Below are 20,720 nucleotides of genomic sequence, written 5' to 3' on the forward strand. Positions count from 1 at the left end.
TGTTCCAGGTGCTGGACTTCGACGCGTTCACTTTCGGCTGCCGCGGCTTGCGGATCAGCTGCTGGATCGTAGGCATAGGGTTATTTTCCCATCTCTAACACATGTGTTGCATGAAGGACCGTGCCCCATGCGGTTGTTTACGTGATCCTCGACGCGTCCGCCGGGACCGGGTGATCTTTTTCCGCCGAGGCGGAAATGCTTTCCCGGGGATCGGCCCCGGCCTCTCGTCGGGCGCTCGGCCCTGGTCAGGGGCGATGTGCGCGCAACGTAAAAAACCGCATCCGACCCCACGTACACGGGGATCGACGCGGTGGGTTTTCCAGAGGATCGGGGATCTCTCCCGGATCTTGACCACGTTAATCTGGAAGGCAAAGGGGCGGCCCCCTCGCCTGATTGCTGGCGCGTATAGGGGGAGTCGGGGGGGTTGTCAACATTGGGTGAAGCGTCAGAGCCTGCGCTTCGGGGGCCCGCGGCCTTGCTGAGCTGGGCTTTCGGGAGGGGGCCCTGCTCCCTCGGCCGGACGGCTGCCCCCTCGGGAGTATTCCCCCCCCGGATGGACAAAGTGCCCGGCGCCCCCGGCGCGGGGTCAGCTTCCGATCAGGGTGGCCCAGCTTCGGCGCAGCGCCGCGGCGTCGAGGCCGAAGCGGGACTGCAGCAGTGCGTCCGGGCTTTCCGCCTCTGCGCCACCACGTTGAAGGCCCGGCAGGCGGCGCTCCAGCCGGCTGTCGTTGCTGTCATGGCTGCCCCGCAGGAACATCACTGGCTCGGGCAGGGTCAGCGCGGGCATCCGCGACCACAGCCTGCGGTGGTTGTAGTCCTGGATCGAGCGGGTCGAGCGCGGCGCGAAGAAGACCACCAGCCCCGGCGCCCAGAAGTCCGCCTGCACCGGCGTCAACGCGATCCCCCCTGCCCCGGCCTGCACCACCATGCCTCCGTTGAAATCCAGAGCCGCGCGCTTGCGCAGCTTCCACAGCGGCCGGAGGGGCGCGAACTGGGCCCGCGCCTCGGCGATGAAGTCCGGCGCGAGGCCGTCATCATCATCCAGGGTGAACTCACCGACCACGCGGGCCTCGGGATCCCGGGCGGCGCGCATCGCCTCGCGGCAGGTCTCGGCATGGGGACGCCCCTCGGGCAGGGCCAGGGCGCGGATCTGCGGCAGCGGCGCGATGGCGCGCTGCAGACGCGACAGCCAGGGCTCCGGCAGGGCCTCTCCGTGCAGCAACAGCAGGGTGAAGTCAGGGTCGCTCTGCGCCGCGAGGGTCGGCAGGCAGATCTCCTCGAAGAACCAGAAACGCCGCGCCAGCCGGGCCGGGTCATAAAGCCGCGCGACATTCGCCGCGAGGCCCCCCCCTGCCCCCTCGAACCCGTCGCCGCCCGTCGGGTAGGAGAAGCGGCACAGGCCCAGCATCTGGATATGGCTCATGGTCGCGTCGAGACCTCCGGCAGTTCCTCGGGCGTGTCGGGCGTCACGCCCAGCTTGTGCTCACGGTAGAGCATGAACAGCCCCGAAGCCACGACGATCGCGGCGCCGACCAGGGTCAGCGGCTCGGGCCACTCTCCGAAGACCACCAGTCCGAGGACCAGCGCGAAGAGCAGCGAGGTATAGCGGAAGGGCGAGACGAAGGAGATCTCTCCGATCCGCATCGCCCGGATGATCGAGACATAGGAGGTCAGCACCAGCGCCGCTGCCGCCAGGGTCAGCCAGATCGTCCAGCCGGGCATCGGCACCCAGGGTGTGCCGAGGCCGATCACCATGTAGGTCAGCATGACCATGGTCGAGGTGATGAAGGTGACCGACATGGACGAGACCTCGGGCGACAGACGCCGGGTGGTCAGATCCCTCAGCGTGATGAACAGCACCGAGATCAGGACGTAGATCGAATAGATGTCGAAGCCGTCGGTGCCTGGCCGCAGGATCAGCAGCACGCCGACGAAACCGACGAGGATCGCCGAGATCCGCCGCCAGCCGACGCTTTCGCCAAGGAAGAGCGCGGCGGCCAGGGTGACCACGAAGGGCGCCGACTGCAGGATCGCCACGAGGTTGGCGAAGGGCATGTGGACCAGCGCCTCGAGGTAGAAATAGGCCGCCCCCGCCTCGCCGACGCCGCGCAGGAAGATCAGGGTCCAGTCCCGCCGGGCGATCTTGAAGGCGCCCCGGGTACGGGCCAGCACGAAGGCCAGCGCGGTCGAGGTGACGGCATTGCGCAGCACGATCACCTGGGCCAGCGGGATCGTCGCCGCGACCAGCTTGATCGCCGTGTCGTTGAACGAGAGCAGCGCCAGCGAGCCCATCATCAGCAGCGCGGCCTTGAAGTTGTCGGTCATCGGAATCCCCGGATCGTTTGTCCTCCAATGGCCCGGGGCGGCGCGAAAAGCAATCTCGGCCGGCACGGCATGCAAAAGGCCCCCACAAGGGGGGCCTTCGCCAGGTCTGTCCAGGGACGGCCGAAGCCGTCGTGATCAGAGATCGCCTTCCGGCGTCTCGACCAGATCGGCGTCCGCTTCGACCACGGGCGCGGCCAGGGCCGCGGCCTGTTCGGCCTCTTCGCGGCGGGCTTCCAGCACGACGTTGTCGCGGGACCCGGCGATGCTGCGCACGCGCTGCGTCGCGCCACCCGTCCCGGCCGGGATCAGGCGACCCACGATCACGTTCTCCTTCAGGCCGACCAGCTTGTCGCGCTTGCCCTGGACCGAAGCCTCGGTAAGCACGCGGGTGGTCTCCTGGAAGGAGGCTGCCGAGATGAACGAACGGGTCTGCAGCGAGGCCTTGGTGATCCCGAGAAGGATCGGCTGGCCCGAAGCGGGGCGCAGGCCCTTGGCTTCGGCTTTCGCATTGGCCTCGTCGAACTCGACCTTGTCGACATGTTCGCCCTTCAGCAGGGTGGTCTGGCCGGAGTCCAGGATCTCCCACTTCTGCAGCATCTGGCGAACGATGACCTCGACGTGCTTGTCGTTGATCTTCACGCCCTGCAGTCGATAGACGTCCTGCACCTCGTCGATCATGTAGTTCGCCAGCGCTTCGACACCCATGATGGCAAGGATGTCATGCGGCGCCGGGTTGCCGTCCATGATGTAGTCGCCCTTCTGAACGAAGTCGCCTTCCGTGACGGGGATGTGCTTGCCCTTGGGCACCATGTATTCCACGGGCTCCAGGCTTTCATCCGCCGGCTCGATGGTGATGCGGCGCTTGTTCTTGTAGTCGCGACCGAAGCGGACGTAGCCGTCGATCTCGGCGATGATGGCGTGGTCCTTCGGACGACGCGCCTCGAAGAGTTCGGCCACACGCGGCAGACCGCCGGTGATGTCCTTCGTCTTCGCACCTTCGCGCGGGATACGGGCGACGACGTCACCTGCCTTGACCTCCTGACCGTCTTCGACCGAGAGGATCGCGTCGACGGACATCGGGTAGCTGACCGGGTTGCCCGCTTCGTTGCGGACCGGCTCGCCATCCTCGTCGACGACGAAGATCTCGGGCTTCAGCTCGTTGCCTTTCGGCGCGGTACGCCAGTCGGTCACGATCTTCTGGGTCATGCCGGTGGCATCGTCGGTCTCGTCCCGCACGGAGATACCCGTGATCAGGTCGGTCAGACGGGCCTTACCGGCCTTCTCGGCGATGATCGGCAGGGTGTAGGGGTCCCACTCGAACAGCTTGTCGCCGCGGGCGACCTGCTGGCCTTCCTTGACGAACAGCTTGGTGCCGTAGCCCAGCTTGTGGCTGGAGCGTTCCTCGCCGTGCTCGTCGAGGATGCGCAGCTTCATGTTCCGGCCCATGACGAGGGTCTCGCCGTTGGCGTTATCCAGAACCTGCGTGTGCTCGAAGGCCACGACGCCATCCGCAGAGGCCTCGAGGAAGGACTGCTGGCCACCCTGGGCAACGCCGCCGATGTGGAAGGTCCGCATCGTCAGCTGGGTACCCGGTTCACCGATCGACTGGGCAGCGATGATGCCGACCGCTTCGCCGATGTTGACCTTCGTACCGCGCGCCAGGTCACGGCCGTAGCAGGCCGCGCAGACGCCGTCATCGGCCTCGCAGGTCAGCGGAGAGCGGATGCGCATCGACTGCACGTTCGCTTCCTCGATGGTGTCGGCCATGCGTTCGTCGATCAGCTGGCCCTGCTTGACGAGGATCTCGTCGGTGCCGGGGCGCAGCACGTCATCCGCAGCCACACGGCCCAGGATGCGCTCGCCGATGGTGGCGACGATCTCGCCGTCGTTGACCGCGTTGCCGACGGTGATCGCGCGGTCGGTGCCGCAATCGGGCTCGCGCACGATGCAGTCCTGGGCCACGTCGACCAGACGACGGGTCAGGTAACCCGAGTTCGCCGTCTTCAGGGCGGTATCCGACAGACCCTTACGGGCGCCGTGGGTCGAGTTGAAGTACTCGAGCACGGTCAGGCCTTCCTTGAAGTTCGAGATGATCGGGGTCTCGATGATGTCGCCGTTCGGCTTCGCCATCAGGCCGCGCATCCCGCCCAGCTGTTTCATCTGGGTGACCGAGCCACGCGCACCGGAGTGGGCCATCATGTAGACCGAGTTGATCTCGCCCTCGGCACCGTTCTCGTCGCGCTTCACGGCCGAGATGGTCGACATCATGGCCTCGGTGACCTTGTCGTTGCACTTCGACCAGGCGTCCACGACCTTGTTGTACTTTTCGCCCTGGGTGATCAGGCCGTCCATGTACTGCTGTTCGAAGTCCTTCACCTGCTCGCGCGTCTCGTCGACGATCTCCCACTTGTTGTCGGGGATCACCATGTCGGCCTTGCCGAACGAGATGCCTGCCTTGAAGGCCTCCTTGAAGCCCATCGACATGATCTGGTCACAGAAGATGACCGATTCCTTCTGACCGCAGTAGCGGTAGACGGTGTCGATGACCCGCTGCACGTCCTTCTTCCGCAGCAGCTGGTTGACCAGCTCGAACGGCGCCTTGGCGTTGGCGGGCAGCAGCGCGCCGAGGCGCACCCGGCCGGGGGTCGTTTCGAAGCGCTTGTAGACCTCGTTGCCTTCCTCGTCGATCTGCATGATGCGCGCCGTGATCTTGGCGTGCAGATGCACCTCGCCGGTGTCCAGCGCGTACTGGACCTCGTCGATGGACGAGAAGACCATGCCTTCGCCCTTCATGCCCTCGCGGGCAATCGTGGTGTAGTAGAGGCCAAGGATCATGTCCTGCGACGGAACGATGATCGGTGCGCCGTTGGCGGGCGACAGGACGTTGTTCGTCGACATCATCAGCACGCGCGCTTCCAGCTGGGCTTCCAGCGAGAGCGGCACGTGGACGGCCATCTGGTCACCGTCGAAGTCGGCGTTGAACGCCGAGCAGACGAGCGGGTGCAGCTGGATCGCCTTGCCTTCGATCAGCGTGGGTTCGAAGGCCTGGATGCCCAGACGGTGCAGCGTGGGCGCACGGTTCAGCAGAACCGGGTGCTCGCGGATGACCTCGTCGAGGATGTCCCAGACCTCGGGGCGTTCTTTCTCGACCAGCTTCTTCGCCTGCTTCACGGTGCTCGACAGACCCTTGGCCTCGAGGCGCGAGTAGATGAAGGGCTTGAACAGTTCGAGCGCCATCTTCTTCGGCAGGCCACACTGGTGCAGCTTCAGTTCCGGGCCGGTCACGATGACCGAACGGCCGGAGAAGTCGACGCGCTTGCCCAGAAGGTTCTGACGGAAGCGGCCGTGCTTGCCCTTCAGCATGTCCGACAGCGACTTCAGCGGGCGCTTGTTGGCACCGGTGATGACGCGGCCACGACGGCCGTTGTCGAACAGGGCGTCGACGGATTCCTGCAGCATACGCTTCTCGTTACGCACGATGATGTCGGGCGCACGCAGGTCGATCAGACGTTTCAGACGGTTGTTCCGGTTGATCACGCGGCGGTAGAGGTCGTTCAGGTCGGAGGTCGCGAAGCGGCCACCATCCAGCGGCACCAGCGGGCGCAGTTCCGGCGGAATGACCGGGATCACGGTCATGATCATCCACTCGGGACGGTTGCCCGACTCGAGGAAGGACTCCACGACCTTCAGGCGCTTGATGATCTTCTTGGGCTTCAGCTCGCCGGTGGCCTCGGCCAGATCGGCGCGCAGGGTCTCGGCTTCGGATTCCAGGTCGATCTGGGCCAGCATGTCGCGGATGGCCTCGGCACCGATGTTCGCCGTGAAGGCGTCCATGCCGTAGGTATCCTGGGCGTCCATGTACTCTTCTTCGGTCATCATCTGGCCATACTGCAGGTCGGTCAGACCGGGCTCGATGACGACGTAGTTCTCGAAGTAGAGCACGCGTTCCAGGTCACGCAGGGTCATGTCCAGCATCAGGCCGATGCGCGAGGGCAGCGACTTGAGGAACCAGATATGCGCGACCGGCGCGGCCAGCTCGATGTGGCCCATGCGCTCGCGGCGGACCTTCTGCAGCGTGACTTCCACGCCGCACTTCTCGCAGACGACGCCGCGATACTTCATCCGCTTGTACTTGCCGCAGAGGCACTCGTAGTCCTTGATCGGCCCGAAGATACGGGCACAGAACAGGCCGTCGCGCTCGGGCTTGTAGGTCCGGTAGTTGATGGTTTCCGGCTTCTTGATCTCGCCGTAGGACCACGAAAGGATCCGCTCCGGCGAGGCCAGCGAGACCTTGATCTCGTCGAAGGCCTTCGGCGGCGTGAGCGGGTTGAACGGATTGTTCGTCAGTTCCTGGTTCATGTCTTTTTCCTCATAGAGGGAGCATTGGAGAGAAGAGCGGCGGAGGATGGTGGGTTGAAACCCACCCTACGCAGCTGGCGTAGGGTGGATGAAATCCACCATGCGGATCCGCTTATTCCTCGTCCTCCGCATCCAGGAGTTCCATGTTCAGGCCGAGGCCGCGGACTTCTTTCACCAGAACGTTGAAGCTCTCGGGAACGCCCGCTTCGTAGTTGTCCTCGCCCTTGACGATGCTTTCGTAGACCTTGGTCCGGCCGGCCACGTCGTCCGACTTCACCGTCAGCATTTCCTGCAGGGTGTAGGCGGCGCCATAGGCTTCCAGGGCCCAGACCTCCATCTCCCCGAAACGCTGACCGCCGAACTGCGCCTTACCACCGAGCGGCTGCTGGGTGACCAGCGAGTACGGGCCGGTGGAACGGGCGTGGATCTTGTCGTCGACCAGGTGGTGCAGCTTCAGCAGGTACTTGAAGCCAACGGTCACCTTGCGCGAGAACTGCTCGCCGGTGCGGCCGTCGAAGAGCACGGACTGGCCGCTCTCGTCGAAGCCCGCGCGCTGCAGGCGCTCGTTGATGTCGGCTTCCTTGGCACCGTCGAAGACCGGGGTCGCGATCGGCACACCGCCGGTCACGTTGCCTGCGGCTTCGACCAGCTGCGCCTCGTCCATGCCTTCGATGCCTTCTTCGTAGACATCGTCGCCATAGGCCAGGCGCATCGCCTCGCGCACCGGGGTCAAGTCACCGCTGCGGCGGTATTCCTGCAGCGCCTCGTCCACCTTCAGGCCGAGGGCACGGCAGGCCCAGCCGGTGTGGGTTTCAAGGATCTGACCGACGTTCATCCGCGACGGCACGCCGAGCGGGTTCAGACAGAAGTCGACGGGGGTACCGTCTGCCAGGAACGGCATGTCTTCCATCGGCACCACGCGCGAGACAACACCCTTGTTGCCGTGACGGCCGGCCATCTTGTCGCCCGGCTGCAGCTTGCGCTTCACCGCGATGAAGACCTTGACCATCTTCATGACCCCCGGCGGCAGGTCGTCGCCACGGCGCACCTTCTCGACCTTGTCCTCGAAACGGGCATCCAGGGCGCGCTTCTGCACCTCGTACTGCTCGTTCAGGGCCTCGACGATCTGGGCTTCCTTGTCGTCTTCCAGCGCCAGCTGCCACCACTGACCACGCGAGAGCTGCGACAGCAGGTCCTCGGTGATCTCGGAGCCGGCCTTGACGCCCTTCGGACCCTTCACCGCGGTCTTGCCGAGGATCATGTCCTTGAGACGCGCGTAGATGTTGCGGTCGAGGATCGCCAGTTCGTCGTCGCGGTCCCGCGACAGGCGTTCGACTTCCTCACGCTCGATCTGCAGCGCACGTTCGTCCTTCTCGACGCCGTGACGGTTGAAGACGCGGACTTCCACGACGGTCCCGTAATCGCCCGGCTTCACGCGCAGCGAGGTGTCGCGCACGTCGGAAGCCTTCTCGCCGAAGATGGCGCGCAGCAGCTTCTCTTCCGGGGTCATCGGGCTTTCGCCCTTCGGAGTGATCTTGCCGACCAGGATGTCGCCCGGTTCCACATCGGCACCGATGTAGACGATACCCGCCTCGTCGAGGTTGCGCAGGGCTTCCTCGCCGACGTTGGGGATATCACGGGTGATCTCTTCCGGCCCGAGCTTGGTGTCACGGGCGGCGACTTCGAATTCCTCGATGTGGATCGAGGTGAAGACGTCGTCACGCGCGATGCGCTCGGAGATCAGGATCGAGTCCTCGTAGTTGTAGCCGTTCCAGGGCATGAAGGCGACGACGATGTTCTTGCCGAGCGCCAGTTCCCCCATGTCGGTGGACGGGCCGTCGGCGATCACTTCGCCCTTGGCAACCTTGTCACCCACCTTGACCAGCGGACGCTGGTTGATGGCGGTGTTCTGGTTCGAGCGCTGGAACTTGCGCATCCGGTAGATGTCGACGCCCGCGTCGCCCAGCTCCAGATCCTCGGTGGCCCGGATCACGATACGCTGCGCATCGACCTGGTCGATGATGCCGGCCCGCTTGGCCTGGATGGCCGCGCCGGAGTCGATGGCAACCTTGCCCTCGATCCCGGTGCCGACCACGGGGGCCTCGGCACGCAGCAGCGGAACCGCCTGACGCTGCATGTTCGCCCCCATCAGGGCGCGGTTGGCGTCGTCGTTTTCCAGGTAGGGGATCAGCGAGGCACCGACCGAGACCAGCTGCTTCGGCGAGACGTCGATCAGGTCGACATTCTCGGTCGGGGTCAGCGTGTATTCACCGGCCTGACGGGTGTTGACCATCTCGTTGGTGAAACGGCCCTCTTCGTCCAGCGATGCGTTGGCCTGGGCCACCACGTGACGCTGCTCTTCCGTTGCGGACATGTAGTGCACCTCGTCGGTGACCTGCTTGTCGCGCACGGTGCGGTAGGGGGTCTCGATGAAGCCGTACTTGTTCACGCGGGCATAGGTGGCCAGCGAGTTGATCAGGCCGATGTTCGGACCTTCCGGCGTTTCGATGGGGCACATCCGGCCATAGTGCGTGGCGTGAACGTCGCGCACTTCGAAGCCGGCACGTTCGCGGGTCAGACCGCCCGGTCCAAGCGCCGAGAGACGACGCTTGTGCGTCACTTCGGACAGCGGGTTGGTCTGGTCCATGAACTGCGACAGCTGCGACGAGCCGAAGAACTCGCGCACGGCAGCCGCGGCCGGCTTGGCGTTGATCAGGTCCTGCGGCATCACCGTGTCGATCTCGACGCTGGACATGCGTTCCTTGATCGCGCGCTCCATGCGGAGCAGGCCGACGCGGTACTGGTTTTCCATCAGCTCGCCGACGGACCGCACACGACGGTTGCCGAGGTGGTCGATGTCATCGATGTCGCCACGGCCGTCGCGCAGGTCCACGAGGGCCTTGATGCACTTGACGATGTCGTCACGGTCCAGGGTCCGCTGGGTGTCGGGCTTTTCCAGTGCCAGACGCATGTTCATCTTCACGCGACCCACGGCCGAGAGGTCGTAGCGCTCGCTGTCGAAGAACAGGGTGTCGAACAGGGCCGAGGCGGCGTCGACGGTCGGCGGCTCACCCGGGCGCATGACGCGGTAGATGTCCATGAGCGCGGTGTCGCGGCCCATGTTCTTGTCCGCCGCCATGGTGTTGCGCATGTAGGGACCGACGTTGATGTTGTCGATGTCCAGCACGGGGATCTCGGTGAACCCGGCGTCCAGCAGCTCCTTCAGGGTGCCGCCGATCATCTCGCCGTCCTTGTCGTATTCGACGGTCAGCTCGTCACCGGCTTCCACGTAGATGGCGCCGTTGTCCTCGTTGATGAGGTCGCGGGCCACGTACTTGCCGACGATGCGGTCGAAGGGCACCAGCAGGCTGGACACGGTGCCTTCGTCGATCAGCTTCTTCACGGCGCGGGGCGTGACCTTCTTGCCGGCTTCGGCGATGATCTCGCCGGAATCCGCGTCGACCAGGTCGTAGGTCGGACGGGTGCCGCGCACACGCTCGGGGAAGAACTTGGTCACCCAGCCCTGGCCACGACGGTAGGTGTAATCCACCGTGTTGTAGTAGGCGTCCATGATCGCTTCCTGATCCAGGCCGAGGGCATAGAGCAGGGTGGTCACCGGCAGCTTGCGGCGACGGTCGATCCGGGCGAACACGATGTCCTTGGCGTCGAACTCGAAGTCCAGCCAGGAGCCACGGTAGGGAATGATGCGGCAGGCGAACAGCAGCTTGCCCGAGCTGTGGGTCTTGCCCTTGTCGTGGTCGAAGAAGACGCCGGGCGAGCGGTGCATCTGGGACACGATGACACGCTCGGTGCCGTTGACGATGAAGGTGCCGTTCGGGGTCATCAGGGGCATGTCGCCCATGAAGACGTCCTGTTCCTTGATGTCCTTGACCGACTTGGCCCCGGTGTCCTCGTCGATATCGAAGACGATCAGGCGCAGGGTGACCTTCAGCGGCGCGCTGTAGGTCATGTCGCGCTGCATGCACTCTTCGACGTCGTACTTCGGCTTCTCCAGCTCGTACTTGACGAACTCGAGCACCGCGGTCTCGTTGAAATCCTTGATCGGGAAGACCGACTGGAAGACGCCCTTGATGCCTTCGCCATCGGCGGGATCGGGTTGGTCACCGGATTTCAGGAACAGTTCGTAGGAGCTTTTCTGAACCTCGATGAGGTTCGGCATCTCCAGGACTTCGCGAATCTTGCCGTAGTATTTGCGAAGACGTTTCTGACCAAGATAGGTCTGAGCCATGACGGACGTCACCTTTCGTTTCTCATTCGGACGCAGGCACCGTCGGGGCCTCCCGGTGCCACGCCCTTTCGAAACAGGGGGTTCGGATCAATGCCTGGCCACCTGCCCAATGGTGGCCTCCCGATCCTGCGAACCTCGCCTTGGGAAGGGCTTCGCAAAGCCCTTGCCAAGATGAGCTTCCAGACAGCTGAAGCCGGACGCGGAGACACCGCACCCAGCCACCTAGTTCCGGTCCGCGCACCCTCCGGTGCACCCCTGCGCTTCTCGCTTGACGGTCCTGACGCATCCCGGCCCGGTCGGCTCCGGTGACTGAGAGGGGACACCCCGCTCCACTCCGGCCGCTTCCTGGGAAAGACTTACGGGATGGGGTCGGGAACACCTCTCGGGAATGCAACAACGGCCAGGCCCGAATCGCACGGGCCCAGCGGAACCTTGCAGATAGGACAACTTGCGCCGTGACGCAATGGCCCGCCCTGAAAAGCATGAAAATTTAACTGACACGCCGCCCTGCTCCGCAGCAGGACGCGCCCAAAAGGAAACGGGCGCCCCGAGGGGACGCCCGCTCCTGTACCGATCCGCAAGCGCGGACCGAAAGCCAATTACTTGACTTCGACCTCGGCGCCAGCTGCTTCCAGCTTGCCCTTGATCTCTTCGGCTTCGTCCTTGGACACGCCTTCTTTGACAGCCTTGCCGCCAGCTTCGACCAGTTCCTTGGCTTCTTTCAGGCCCAGGCCGGTGATGCCGCGGACTTCCTTGATCACGTTGATCTTGGAAGCGCCGGCCGACTTCAGGATAACGTCGAACTCGGTCTTCTCTTCTTCGGCTGCGCCGGCGTCGCCGCCTGCGGGGCCGGCAACCATCACTGCGCCGCCAGCTGCGGGCTCGATGCCGTACTCATCCTTCAGGATGGTTTTCAGTTCTTGTGCTTCGAGCAGGGTCAGACCCACGATCTCTTCTGCCAGTTTCTTCAGATCAGCCATTTGACTTCTTTCCGTATCTCTAGATGTGTTCCAACGTGCGGGCTTGCGACCCTACGCCGGTTCTCATGTTGCTTACGCCGCCTCGCCACGCTCTTCGATCGTGGTGAGGATGGAGGCGATGTTGGAAGCAGGCGCGCCAATTGCACCGGCGATGTTGGAAGCGGGTGCGCCAATGCAGCCGACGATGGAAGCGATGAGCTCCTCGCGGGACGGCATTTTCGACACGGCTTCGACACCGGCACGGTCCAGGGCCGTCTCACCCATTGCACCGCCAAGGATTTCGAACTTCTTGTTCTCCTTGGCGAAGTCCTCGGCCACCTTCGCTGCTGCGACGGGGTCCGCGGAATAGGTCAGAACGGTCATGCCCGACAGGAATTCGGCCATGCTTGCGCAGGGCTTGCCTTCCAGGGCGATCTTGGCGAGCCTGTTCTTGGCGACGCGGACGCTGGCATCGACCTGACGGGCCTTTGCGCGCAGCGACTGCATCTCAGCAACCGTGAGACCGGTGTAGTGGGCAACCACCACAACGCCAGAGCTTTCGAAGATCTGGCCGAGTTCCTCGACCACTTTCTCTTTCTGGGCTCTATCCACAGTTTCACTCCAATCAGGGAGGTGTGACCCTCCGGCTCAGTTCTGCCGGCACTTACGTCCCGGCAAGCGGGTCCGCAACGGGTCCGTCCAAGGTCACCCCGGGGAGCCGCTTGCGCGGGGCCCGAAGAAATCTGGTTCTTTCCCGTCTCGGGCAGGAATTATGAGAGGCATATCCCCCTCACCCACCGTCTCGGACGAATCGTCGGGGCGACCGAATCCCGGCTGCCCTGACTGGGGCGGCTTCTAGGCGTTTTGCGCCGGGATGTGAAGGGTAAAATGCGCGCGCCGCCAAGGGGCACCGCGAGGCTGCTGGACCTCGGGTCCGGGGCCTCTATACTCGGGGCCTTCACGCCTGACCAAAGCCAGATCCTGACAGGGACAGACAGCCAGATGAGCAAGATCAAACCCGGCCGCTCGGGTCGCCCCACCGACATCTCCGGTCTGCGGGCCCGGCTTGGACGGGCACGGGCGCGCGGCATGCCCAGAGGGCTGGAAGAGCGGGGCCGCCGGATCCTCGATGCCTGGCTGACCACCGCCGAGAGCCAGGGCCAGAGCTTCACCACGGTGCGCGCCGAACTGGCCTCGGGCGAGGCGGCGCGCAAGCTGGCCGCGATGACCGGAGAGCAGATCCGCGCCAGCCAGCCCGACGAGCTGCGCAATGCCGCCTGCACCTCGGGCTGCGCCTTCTGCTGCATCCTGCTGGAAGGCGATGGCGGGCTGATCACCGAAGCCGAGGCACGCCGGGTTCATGCCGCGCTCTCGCCACTCGCCGGGCAGCCCGATGGACGGGCCTGGAACACCCATGCCTGCGCCGCGCTGGATCCCGACACACGCATGTGCCGGATCTACGACGACCGCCCCACGGTCTGCCGCTCTTTCCTGTCGGTCTCGGTCGAAGCCTGCATGGAAAACGCCGAGGGCGGCGACGCCGACGGCTCGGGGATGCTGGGCAACCATCTTGATTACCTGTCGATCCTCGCCCTGTCGCGGGACGTGATGAAGGGCACCGCCCTGGTCACGACCTACGGGCTGGAGGAGCTGACCCGCGTGACGGTCGAGGGCGCAGACCTCGCCACCGCCCTGAAGGCCGCGCGCCACCCGACATCCGAGCTGGAGCACAGCTGCGCCGACATCGGCAATTCGCCGTCCTGAGGCCCGAAAGGCAAAACGCCGGCCCTTGCGGACCGGCGCCTGCCATTTCTCATCTCACCTGAGCGATGCGTCGCGATCAGGAGGCGGGGTCTGCGCCACCGACAAGCGTGACAGAGCTGGAACCACTGTAGATGGCGACGATACCCGCTCCGAGGCTAACGGTACCGGGGACATTGCTGCCAGCGGACGCCGCTGCGCTTGCGACACTGCTGGACGCCGCCTTGGAACCCGCCGAGCCGCCGGTCGCATTGGGTTGCGGATTGCCGCCGGCAAGGGCGGGCGCCGCGAGGGCGAAAGTCAGGACGGCCGTAGCCGCGGCCTTCATCGTGGTGTTCATGATCAGAATCCTCCGAAGACGTTCAGCTTGCTGTAGCTGATGGTCAGCATCTGCTGCTTGCGTTCCATGTTGTCGGTGATGTCGTTGACACCATAGGTGATGCTCACGCCATCGAGACCTGGCACCTTGAAGCCGAGGCCGGCGTTCAGCTGGTTCTCGGTGCCCGAGACGGACAGACCGACGTATTTGGTCAGGCCGACGCCGACGCCGGCAAAGAGGCCTTCCTCGGTCAAGGAGCTGCCCGGGGTGCTGAGCACGGCGTCAGAGCCATAGCCGACCGTCCACATCACCGGATGCACCAGCGAGGGACCTTCGAACTGGGTCAGGCCGGAGACGGTCACGTTCCAGGTCGTGTCACCCAGTTTCGCATCTCCCCAGGGCGCAACGTTCGATACCGCCGCGGACCCGAAGATCACGTTGTTGTCCGAGACCAGAAGCGCACGGGCGGCCTTCAGTGTCAGGTTGCCCGAGTCAAACAGCGGATCGGTGCCGGTGATGTTCAGGTCGACCTCGAAGCCGATCGCGTCGATGGGGTTGCCGAAGCCCGCCCCGAACGACAGGTCGCCGTCCATGTCGTTGCCCGCGATACCACCACGCGGGTCCGACAGCGTTCCGGCCGCGAAGACCCCGCCATGCGGCAGGATGAACGCGGAGTCCGCTCCGAACATTGTGACATTCGCGCTGTCCTTGGCGAGGCTCCCCGAAGCGAAAGCTCCGAGCACCGTGGCGCTGGCCGCAGCAACGAGGCCGAATTTTTTCAAATCATTCCACATTGGCTGATGAGTCCTTCAAATGAATGGTGCCGAAACCGATGCCTTCGTCCATCGTTGCCTTAGAGTGAATCCTGTGAGCCGGATGCAGGCAACCAAATTCTTAACAATACGCCTCCGAAGCCTTGAAACTATGACAGATTGGCATCGCTTTCGGCCCCGGCTCGGCAAAGTTATGCCGCATGGCAGCTTGAAATTTTCTGCACTTGCATAAGAAAAGGGCGACTCCATGCGGAGCCGCCCTCAGGTTTAGTCAATCGGAAGTGATTCAGTTTCCAGTTGCGCTCTCGATCGAGACCGAGACGCCCGGGCCCATGGAGGAGGACAGCGAGACCTTCTTCATGTAGGCGCCCTTGGCACCGGCCGGCTTGGCCTTGGAGACCGCGTCGACGAAGGCACGGATGTTCTCGACCAGCTTGGCATCCTCGAAGGAGGCCTTGCCGACGCCTGCGTGCACCACACCGGCCTTCTCGGCCTTGAACTGCACTTCGCCGCCCTTGGCAGCTTCCACGGCCGCTTTCACGTCCATGGTCACGGTGCCGACCTTGGGGTTCGGCATCAGGTTGCGCGGGCCCAGGATCTTGCCCAGACGGCCGACGACGGGCATCATGTCCGGGGTCGCGATGCAGCGGTCGAACTCGATGGTGCCGCCCTGGATGGTTTCCATCAGGTCTTCGGCGCCGACGATGTCCGCACCGGCGGCCTTGGCTTCGTCAGCCTTGGCGCCACGGGCGAAAACGGCGACGCGAACGTCCTTGCCGGTGCCGTTCGGCAGACCGACGACGCCACGGACCATCTGGTCGGCGTGACGCGGATCGACGCCCAGGTTCATCGCGATCTCGACGGTTTCGTCGAACTTGGCGCTGGCGTTGGCCTTGATCAGGGCAACGGCTTCCTCGACAGTGATGTCTTCCTTGCCGGCGAAGGCTTCGCGAGCGGCGCGGGTACGTTTACCGAACTTTGCCATCTTACTTCACCTCGATGCCCATGGAGCGGGCGGAGCCCAGGATGATCTGCATGGCGCCTTCGATGTCGTTGGCGTTCAGATCCCGCATCTTCGCTTCGGCGATCTCTTTCACCTGGGCGACGGTCACGTGACCGGCCACGGCCTTGCCGGGGGTCTGCGAACCGGAGGACAGCTTGGCGGCCTTCTTCAGGTAATAAGACGCGGGGGGCGTCTTGATTTCCATCGTGAAGGACTTGTCCTGGTAGTAGGTGATCACGGTCGGGCAGGGCGCACCCGGCTCCATGTCCTGCGTCTTGGCGTTGAACGCCTTGCAGAATTCCATGATGTTGATGCCGCGCTGACCCAGTGCGGGGCCGACGGGCGGGGACGGGTTTGCCTGCCCGGCCTTGACTTGCAGCTTGAGGCTGCCGACGAGTTTCTTGGCCATTGGCCTTCTCCTTGTTCATCGCGCAGGAGTGGTGGATTGCATCCACCCTACGCCTGACCCTCGGGGCGCGCCCTCCGGGTCCGTTGCGCGTGGTCAGGTCCGACGGCCGCGACCGCCTCGCCTCCCACGTATGAACGGGTGTTACCCCGCAGGCGGGTCACCCCGCCGTCGCGCAGGTCAGCCTTGCTTGGTGACCTGCGTGAATTCCAGCTCGACCGGGGTCTCCCGGCCGAAGATCGAAACCGAGACCTTGAGGCGCTGATTGTCCTCGTCGACCTCTTCGATCATGCCGTCGAAATCTTCGAACGGCCCGTCGTTGACCTTCACCCGCTCGCCGATCTCGAAGGAGATCAGGGTCCGCGGGGCTTCCTCGCCCTCCTGGACGCGGTTCAGGATCTGGTTCACCTCGGCATCGCGCATCGGCATCGGACGGCCCTGAGGGCCAAGGAAGCCGGTGACCCGGTTGATCGAGTTGACCAGGTGATAGCCCTCGTCGGACATCTCCATGTGCACCAGCACGTAGCCGGGCATGAAACGGCGCTCGGTCGAGACCTTCTTGCCGCGGCGCACCTCGATCACCTCTTCGGTCGGAACGAGAACCTCGTCGATCTGGTCCTCAAGCCCCTTTTCCTCGACGCTCTGCCGGATCTGCTCGGCGATCTTCTTCTCGAAGTTCGAGAGGACCGAGACCGAGTACCACCGCTTTGCCATGTCGCAACGACCCTTCCATCGCCGGCCCCAGGGGCCGAAATTCATTCATTTTCCCCGGGCCGCACCGGCTGTCCGGCAGTTGGCCCTTCCGAATAGAAAATCGGCGCGAGACTCGAATCGCCGCGCGCCAGACCTGGGAATGGGCCGTGGGTTACAGCGTGACGCCGAAAAGCGCAAGCCTGCCGGGACGTTCCGCCCCGCTGCCTGCGCAGATGTTCAGCCGAAGAAGCTCAGCAGGCCGGTCAGCCCCGAGCGGATCAGCAGGTCGACCAGGGCGAAGAACACCGAGGTGATCGCCGCCATGACAAAGACCATCACCGTGGTCAGCAGCACTTCGCGGCGCGTGGGCCATGCGACCTTGCCGATCTCGGCACGGGTCTGCTGGATGAATTGCAGCGGGTTGGCCATTGCGGGCTCCTCAGCGGTCGAAACGTGGGCCCCGCGCGATGCGCCGGGCGTCATCCGGTGCAGATACGGAAAAGCGGCCCGCTGTTCAAGGTGCAAAGGCGCGCAGCGCCCGCAGGCGCGATCTGCCGGGGTGGCGGGGGGCATATCTGGTGGGAATGTCGGACTTGGCAGGGGCAGCAGGGTTCGAACCCGCGACCTACGGTTTTGGAGACCGTCGCTCTACCAGCTGAGCTATACCCCTAGTCCGTCGCTGTCGTCTAATGCAGGCCGCCGAGGGGATCAAGGGGCGATCTGACGGCATCGGGGAAAAACGCGGCAGGCCCCGGGGTTTTCGCTGCGGCAAGGCTCAGGGCGGTCGTCGACACCGGGCGGCCCGCCCTATCCGGCCCGTTCCAACGGGGCAGCAGCCAAAGCACAGGCGGCGCGCCCTAACCGGCCAGCAGGGCCCGGTAGCGCGACAGCATGAGGGCGGCGAATGCGGGGCTCTTATGCACCGGATCGTCCTCGCTGCCGGGGCCGGTTGCGGCGAAGTGCGGGTCGGTCCAGCAGCCCTGCACGATGGTCTCTTCCGGCTGGTGCAACAGGGTGATTCCATCCAGTCCCGCCTCGGCATCCAGCCACCCCAGCGCCTCGGCGCGCTCATCCGCCGTCGCGCCTTCGGCCTCGGGCCAGGTCTTTTCGGGAACGCCGACCCCCAGGGTCAGCAGTGGCGCCGGGGCAAAGGTGACCGAGACGCCGGGATTGGCACGGGCGAACTGCTGCGCGATGCGGTAGCTCTTGCGCCCTTCCAGGAAACGCCGAACCACCCGCTGACGCACCGCCGCCGAGAGGTGCCCGCCCTGGCGCAGGGTCGCCAGCATAGGCGGCAGGAAGTCCGCAATCCGCAGCCTGGCGCCGTAGAACAGGTAGGCCGAGAAGGCATCTCCGCGCAAAGCGAGGCGGCCATGGCCGTTGATCATCGCCACCATCTCTTCAGCGTCCTTGCGGGGCAGGACCGTATTGTCCTGGTACTCGAACTGCCGGAAGGCCGGACCATAGGCACCCCAGAACTCGAGGTGATCGCTCACATAGGGCAGCAGCCCCGCATCCAGGGCCTGCCTGACCGAGGCGATATGGCTGTCCCCGAAGATGCAGAGCGAGGGCAGCGGCGCCGCCATGGGCTGTTGTTCAGCGGGCGAAGGCATTCAGCATCTCCTCCTCGCATTTCACCTCGGCCGAGGCGCGGGCCCGCCCGCCCTGCCCTTTCCGGGCCTTCGGAAATTTGGGCGGCCCGAAGGCGGCCTCCTGGTCGGCGAAGAAGTGCCGCATCACCACCTCGACGCCCTCGGGCACCACCTGGCGCTGGTTCGGGGCGTAGAACATGCCCCGGAAGACGGGATGGGTGATGATCTCGTAGCTGGGGAAGTAGTCGACATGGGCGTGATCCTCGACCAGCTCGGCCGCCACGGCGCGCAGCACCGACTTCGAGCGGCTGGTGGCGGTCAGGACATGTTCGCCCGTGGCCGTCGCGGTCAGCGGCACCGGGCTGACCGTCAGCAGGACCTTCAGATCGGGGGCCTTCGCCGCCAGCAGGGCCAGAACGGCCTCCATGTCGGCAAGGATGGCCGCATGGCGGTGGTTGCGGAAGACATGGCGATCGGGGTCGAATTGCCCGGCCAGGGTTCCGGGGCAGAGCGCGTATTCAAGCCCGGTCGCGGCGTCGGCCCAGCTTTCGGTCAACCCGAGGGTAAAGACGAAGATCCCCGCCGTCTCGACCGCGCGGCGGATCGCCACGAGGGTCGCGCCGCGCGAGGCGCGGGCCTCTTCGACGCTCTCGAAGCCGCGCGGCTCAATGGCCGGGCGCAGGGGGTCGTAGACCCGGCCCTCGGCGTGCCACCAATCCTCGGGCAGCTCCATCTCGCCATAGGCCATGCGCAGCCACTGCAGCAGGGCGCGGGCCGTGTAGATGTTCCCGGTACGGAACGAGAAGATGCCGTAGTTGAACTCTCCCGCATCCTCGAACAGCCAGGCGGGCGCCGGTTCGGCGTCGAACCACTGGTAGCCCCGCGCTGCCAGGGCCCGCCCGATGTGCTGGGCGAAGCACGAGCCGGCGGTGATGATCGGCTGTCCCGGCGTCACCGCCAGCTTCGGCTGCCAGAGGCCCGAGATCTGCAGGGGGTTCAGCTCGGCCACCCCGGTCCTCCAGAAGGCGCGGGGGGGAAGGGACGTGTAGGGATGCGACATGGCACGGGCTCCTGCTGGCCGGGCGATGGTAACAGAGAATCCCGGAATTGCGGCGATGCGCGGACCATTCGGCGGTATTCGCGGGGAAATGCGCCAGCGGGCCGCTACATCCAGTGCAATCGCCGCAGCACCCAGCCCTGCCCGAGGAAGATCAGCCCCATCACACCGGAGAAGACCCAGAAGGCATAGGGACCGTCCGCCCCGGGGATTCCGCCGACATTGATGCCGAAGAGCCCGGTGAAGAACGTCAGCGGCAGGAAGACCGCCGAGAGAATCGACAGGGTGTACATGTGCCGGTTCAGCCGCTCGCTGACGGCACCGGTCAGCTCGTCGCGCAGGACGCCGAGGTTGTCGCGCAGCTCGTCCACGTTCTCGGCCATGCGGATCAGACGCTCGGCGGCCTCCTGGATCTCGCGCAGGTCGCGCGGGTGCAGCAGGGGATGCTCCAGCCGCGCCAGCCGCATCATCGCCTCGCGCTGCGGCGGCAGGTGACGGCGCAGCTCGACCACCGACAGGCGCAGGGCGACGATGCGGCGGCGCAGTCCGGGGTCAGGATCCTGGATCACCCGGGGCTCCATCGCGTCGACCTCGCCGTCCAGTTCGGTGACAAAGGGTTGCAGCATGTCGGTCAGCCCGTCGGCCAGCCGCGAGATGAACTCGCCCGCCGTCGAGGGGCCGTCGCCGTGCTCGATCTCGCGGGCGATCTCGTCCAGCACGGCGACACGCTGGCGCGACAGGGTGATGATGCGCTGGCCATCGGCCCAGATACGCACGCCGATCATGTCCTCGCGGTCGCGATTCGGGTTCAGGTTCAGGGCACGGAAGTTCAGCAGCAGCCCGTCGCCGACCGGCGTCGCGCGGGGCCGGGTCTCGGGCTGGGTCAGCGCCTCGATCACCGTCTCGTCGAGATAGGACAGCCGCCCGGCCACCCAGTCGCGGGTGCCCGAGTGGGCCGCATCCAGATGCGCCCAGGCCAGGGTCTCCTCGCGGAGCGAATCGGGGATGGCCTGCCCCTGGAGGCGCTGGCCGCGCAGCGGGCCGGAGAGGGCATAGGCGAAATGGACAGGTGCGGTCATGGCCGGAGGATAGCCCGGCCGCGACAAAGGTCCAGAGGGGCCAAACGGAAAACGGCGGCCCCTGGGAGCCGCCGCTTCAATCTGCTGCCGTCGCAAGGTGGGATGTCTCCCACCCTACGCCTGCTGCGGGCACCGGCACCTGGAA

General features: G+C 65.2%; 16 protein-coding genes and 1 tRNA gene. 1 reads left to right on the forward strand and 16 read right to left on the reverse strand.

Translation table 11 applies throughout. The features are described from left to right. Positions 1 to 586 precede the first annotated feature (586 nt). From OS124_RS0121015 to rplJ, 6 genes are all read right to left on the reverse strand, one after another. Positions 587 to 1,423, reverse strand: a complete 837-nt coding sequence (locus tag OS124_RS0121015; RefSeq protein WP_010141960.1) for a glycosyltransferase — start codon at positions 1,421 to 1,423, stop codon at positions 587 to 589. Continuing rightward, positions 1,420 to 2,325, reverse strand: a complete 906-nt coding sequence (locus tag OS124_RS0121020) for an EamA family transporter (protein WP_010141961.1) — start codon at positions 2,323 to 2,325, stop codon at positions 1,420 to 1,422. Before OS124_RS0121020 ends, OS124_RS0121015 begins: the two co-directional genes overlap by 4 nt. Positions 2,326 to 2,460: 135 nt before the next feature. Beyond that, entirely contained in the window at positions 2,461 to 6,684 is a 4,224-nt protein-coding gene (gene rpoC / locus OS124_RS0121025) for a DNA-directed RNA polymerase subunit beta' (protein WP_010141962.1), read from the reverse strand. Positions 6,685 to 6,796: 112 nt separating this feature from the next. Next, positions 6,797 to 10,933, reverse strand: coding sequence for a DNA-directed RNA polymerase subunit beta (rpoB, locus tag OS124_RS0121030; RefSeq protein ID WP_010141964.1), 4,137 nt, complete (start codon positions 10,931 to 10,933; stop codon positions 6,797 to 6,799). 599 nt (positions 10,934 to 11,532) lie between these two features. Further along, complete coding sequence (gene rplL / locus OS124_RS0121035) at positions 11,533 to 11,913, reverse strand: 50S ribosomal protein L7/L12 (RefSeq protein ID WP_010141965.1); 381 nt, start codon at positions 11,911 to 11,913, stop codon at positions 11,533 to 11,535. A gap of 72 nt (positions 11,914 to 11,985) precedes the next feature. Continuing rightward, entirely contained in the window at positions 11,986 to 12,504 is a 519-nt protein-coding gene (gene rplJ / locus OS124_RS0121040; RefSeq protein ID WP_010141966.1) for a 50S ribosomal protein L10, read from the reverse strand. Between the two features lie 390 nt (positions 12,505 to 12,894). Here rplJ and OS124_RS27105 point away from each other — a divergent pair, with 390 nt between their 5' ends. Next, on the forward strand, positions 12,895 to 13,656 hold the full coding sequence (locus OS124_RS27105) for a YkgJ family cysteine cluster protein (protein ID WP_010141967.1): 762 nt from the start codon (positions 12,895 to 12,897) through the stop codon (positions 13,654 to 13,656). A gap of 76 nt (positions 13,657 to 13,732) precedes the next feature. Here the strand turns inward: OS124_RS27105 and OS124_RS0121050 are convergent, their stop codons facing one another. From OS124_RS0121050 to OS124_RS0121095, 10 genes are all read right to left on the reverse strand, one after another. After that, positions 13,733 to 13,993, reverse strand: coding sequence for a hypothetical protein (locus tag OS124_RS0121050; RefSeq protein WP_010141968.1), 261 nt, complete (start codon positions 13,991 to 13,993; stop codon positions 13,733 to 13,735). 2 nt (positions 13,994 to 13,995) lie between these two features. Next, the gene (locus OS124_RS0121055; protein ID WP_010141969.1) at positions 13,996 to 14,661 is read right to left on the reverse strand and encodes a hypothetical protein; all 666 of its coding nucleotides are present in this window, start codon (positions 14,659 to 14,661) and stop codon (positions 13,996 to 13,998) included. A gap of 370 nt (positions 14,662 to 15,031) precedes the next feature. Then, complete coding sequence (gene rplA / locus OS124_RS0121060) at positions 15,032 to 15,730, reverse strand: 50S ribosomal protein L1 (protein WP_010141970.1); 699 nt, start codon at positions 15,728 to 15,730, stop codon at positions 15,032 to 15,034. Position 15,731: 1 nt separating this feature from the next. Next, positions 15,732 to 16,157 carry a 50S ribosomal protein L11 gene (gene rplK / locus OS124_RS0121065; RefSeq protein ID WP_010141971.1) on the reverse strand — a complete coding sequence of 142 codons (426 nt, stop codon included), beginning with the start codon at positions 16,155 to 16,157 and terminating at the stop codon, positions 15,732 to 15,734. 177 nt (positions 16,158 to 16,334) lie between these two features. Then, positions 16,335 to 16,868, reverse strand: a complete 534-nt coding sequence (nusG, locus tag OS124_RS0121070; RefSeq protein ID WP_010141972.1) for a transcription termination/antitermination protein NusG — start codon at positions 16,866 to 16,868, stop codon at positions 16,335 to 16,337. 216 nt (positions 16,869 to 17,084) lie between these two features. Then, a complete protein-coding gene (secE, locus tag OS124_RS0121075) occupies positions 17,085 to 17,276 on the reverse strand; it encodes a preprotein translocase subunit SecE (RefSeq protein WP_010141974.1) in 192 nt (63 codons plus the stop codon). Between the two features lie 165 nt (positions 17,277 to 17,441). Next, positions 17,442 to 17,517 (reverse strand) — tRNA-Trp (locus OS124_RS0121080). 187 nt (positions 17,518 to 17,704) lie between these two features. Next, on the reverse strand, positions 17,705 to 18,460 hold the full coding sequence (locus OS124_RS0121085) for a hypothetical protein (protein ID WP_010141975.1): 756 nt from the start codon (positions 18,458 to 18,460) through the stop codon (positions 17,705 to 17,707). Continuing rightward, positions 18,444 to 19,499: a GSCFA domain-containing protein gene (locus tag OS124_RS0121090; protein WP_010141976.1), complete on the reverse strand. Its 1,056-nt coding sequence runs from the start codon at positions 19,497 to 19,499 to the stop codon at positions 18,444 to 18,446. Before OS124_RS0121090 ends, OS124_RS0121085 begins: the two co-directional genes overlap by 17 nt. Positions 19,500 to 19,603: 104 nt before the next feature. After that, positions 19,604 to 20,575: a zinc transporter ZntB gene (locus tag OS124_RS0121095; protein ID WP_010141977.1), complete on the reverse strand. Its 972-nt coding sequence runs from the start codon at positions 20,573 to 20,575 to the stop codon at positions 19,604 to 19,606. Positions 20,576 to 20,720 lie beyond the last annotated feature (145 nt).

The sequence above is a fragment of the Oceanicola sp. S124 genome, from assembly GCF_000220565.1.
Classification (GTDB): domain Bacteria; phylum Pseudomonadota; class Alphaproteobacteria; order Rhodobacterales; family Rhodobacteraceae; genus Pseudooceanicola.

What these genes read in the sequence shown, in the direction of transcription:
- OS124_RS0121015 (WP_010141960.1), bottom strand. Translation starts at nt 1,423, where the DNA reads ATGAGCCATATCCAGATGCTGGGCCTGTGCCGCTTCTCCTACCCGACG.
- OS124_RS0121020 (WP_010141961.1), bottom strand. Translation starts at nt 2,325, where the DNA reads ATGACCGACAACTTCAAGGCCGCGCTGCTGATGATGGGCTCGCTGGCG.
- rpoC (WP_010141962.1), bottom strand. Translation starts at nt 6,684, where the DNA reads ATGAACCAGGAACTGACGAACAATCCGTTCAACCCGCTCACGCCGCCG.
- rpoB (WP_010141964.1), bottom strand. Translation starts at nt 10,933, where the DNA reads ATGGCTCAGACCTATCTTGGTCAGAAACGTCTTCGCAAATACTACGGC.
- rplL (WP_010141965.1), bottom strand. Translation starts at nt 11,913, where the DNA reads ATGGCTGATCTGAAGAAACTGGCAGAAGAGATCGTGGGTCTGACCCTG.
- OS124_RS27105 (WP_010141967.1), top strand. Translation starts at nt 12,895, where the DNA reads ATGAGCAAGATCAAACCCGGCCGCTCGGGTCGCCCCACCGACATCTCC.
- OS124_RS0121050 (WP_010141968.1), bottom strand. Translation starts at nt 13,993, where the DNA reads ATGAACACCACGATGAAGGCCGCGGCTACGGCCGTCCTGACTTTCGCC.
- OS124_RS0121055 (WP_010141969.1), bottom strand. Translation starts at nt 14,661, where the DNA reads ATGTTCGGAGCGGACTCCGCGTTCATCCTGCCGCATGGCGGGGTCTTC.
- rplA (WP_010141970.1), bottom strand. Translation starts at nt 15,730, where the DNA reads ATGGCAAAGTTCGGTAAACGTACCCGCGCCGCTCGCGAAGCCTTCGCC.
- rplK (WP_010141971.1), bottom strand. Translation starts at nt 16,157, where the DNA reads ATGGCCAAGAAACTCGTCGGCAGCCTCAAGCTGCAAGTCAAGGCCGGG.
- nusG (WP_010141972.1), bottom strand. Translation starts at nt 16,868, where the DNA reads ATGGCAAAGCGGTGGTACTCGGTCTCGGTCCTCTCGAACTTCGAGAAG.
- secE (WP_010141974.1), bottom strand. Translation starts at nt 17,276, where the DNA reads ATGGCCAACCCGCTGCAATTCATCCAGCAGACCCGTGCCGAGATCGGC.
- OS124_RS0121085 (WP_010141975.1), bottom strand. Translation starts at nt 18,460, where the DNA reads ATGCCTTCGCCCGCTGAACAACAGCCCATGGCGGCGCCGCTGCCCTCG.
- OS124_RS0121090 (WP_010141976.1), bottom strand. Translation starts at nt 19,499, where the DNA reads ATGTCGCATCCCTACACGTCCCTTCCCCCCCGCGCCTTCTGGAGGACC.
- OS124_RS0121095 (WP_010141977.1), bottom strand. Translation starts at nt 20,575, where the DNA reads ATGACCGCACCTGTCCATTTCGCCTATGCCCTCTCCGGCCCGCTGCGC.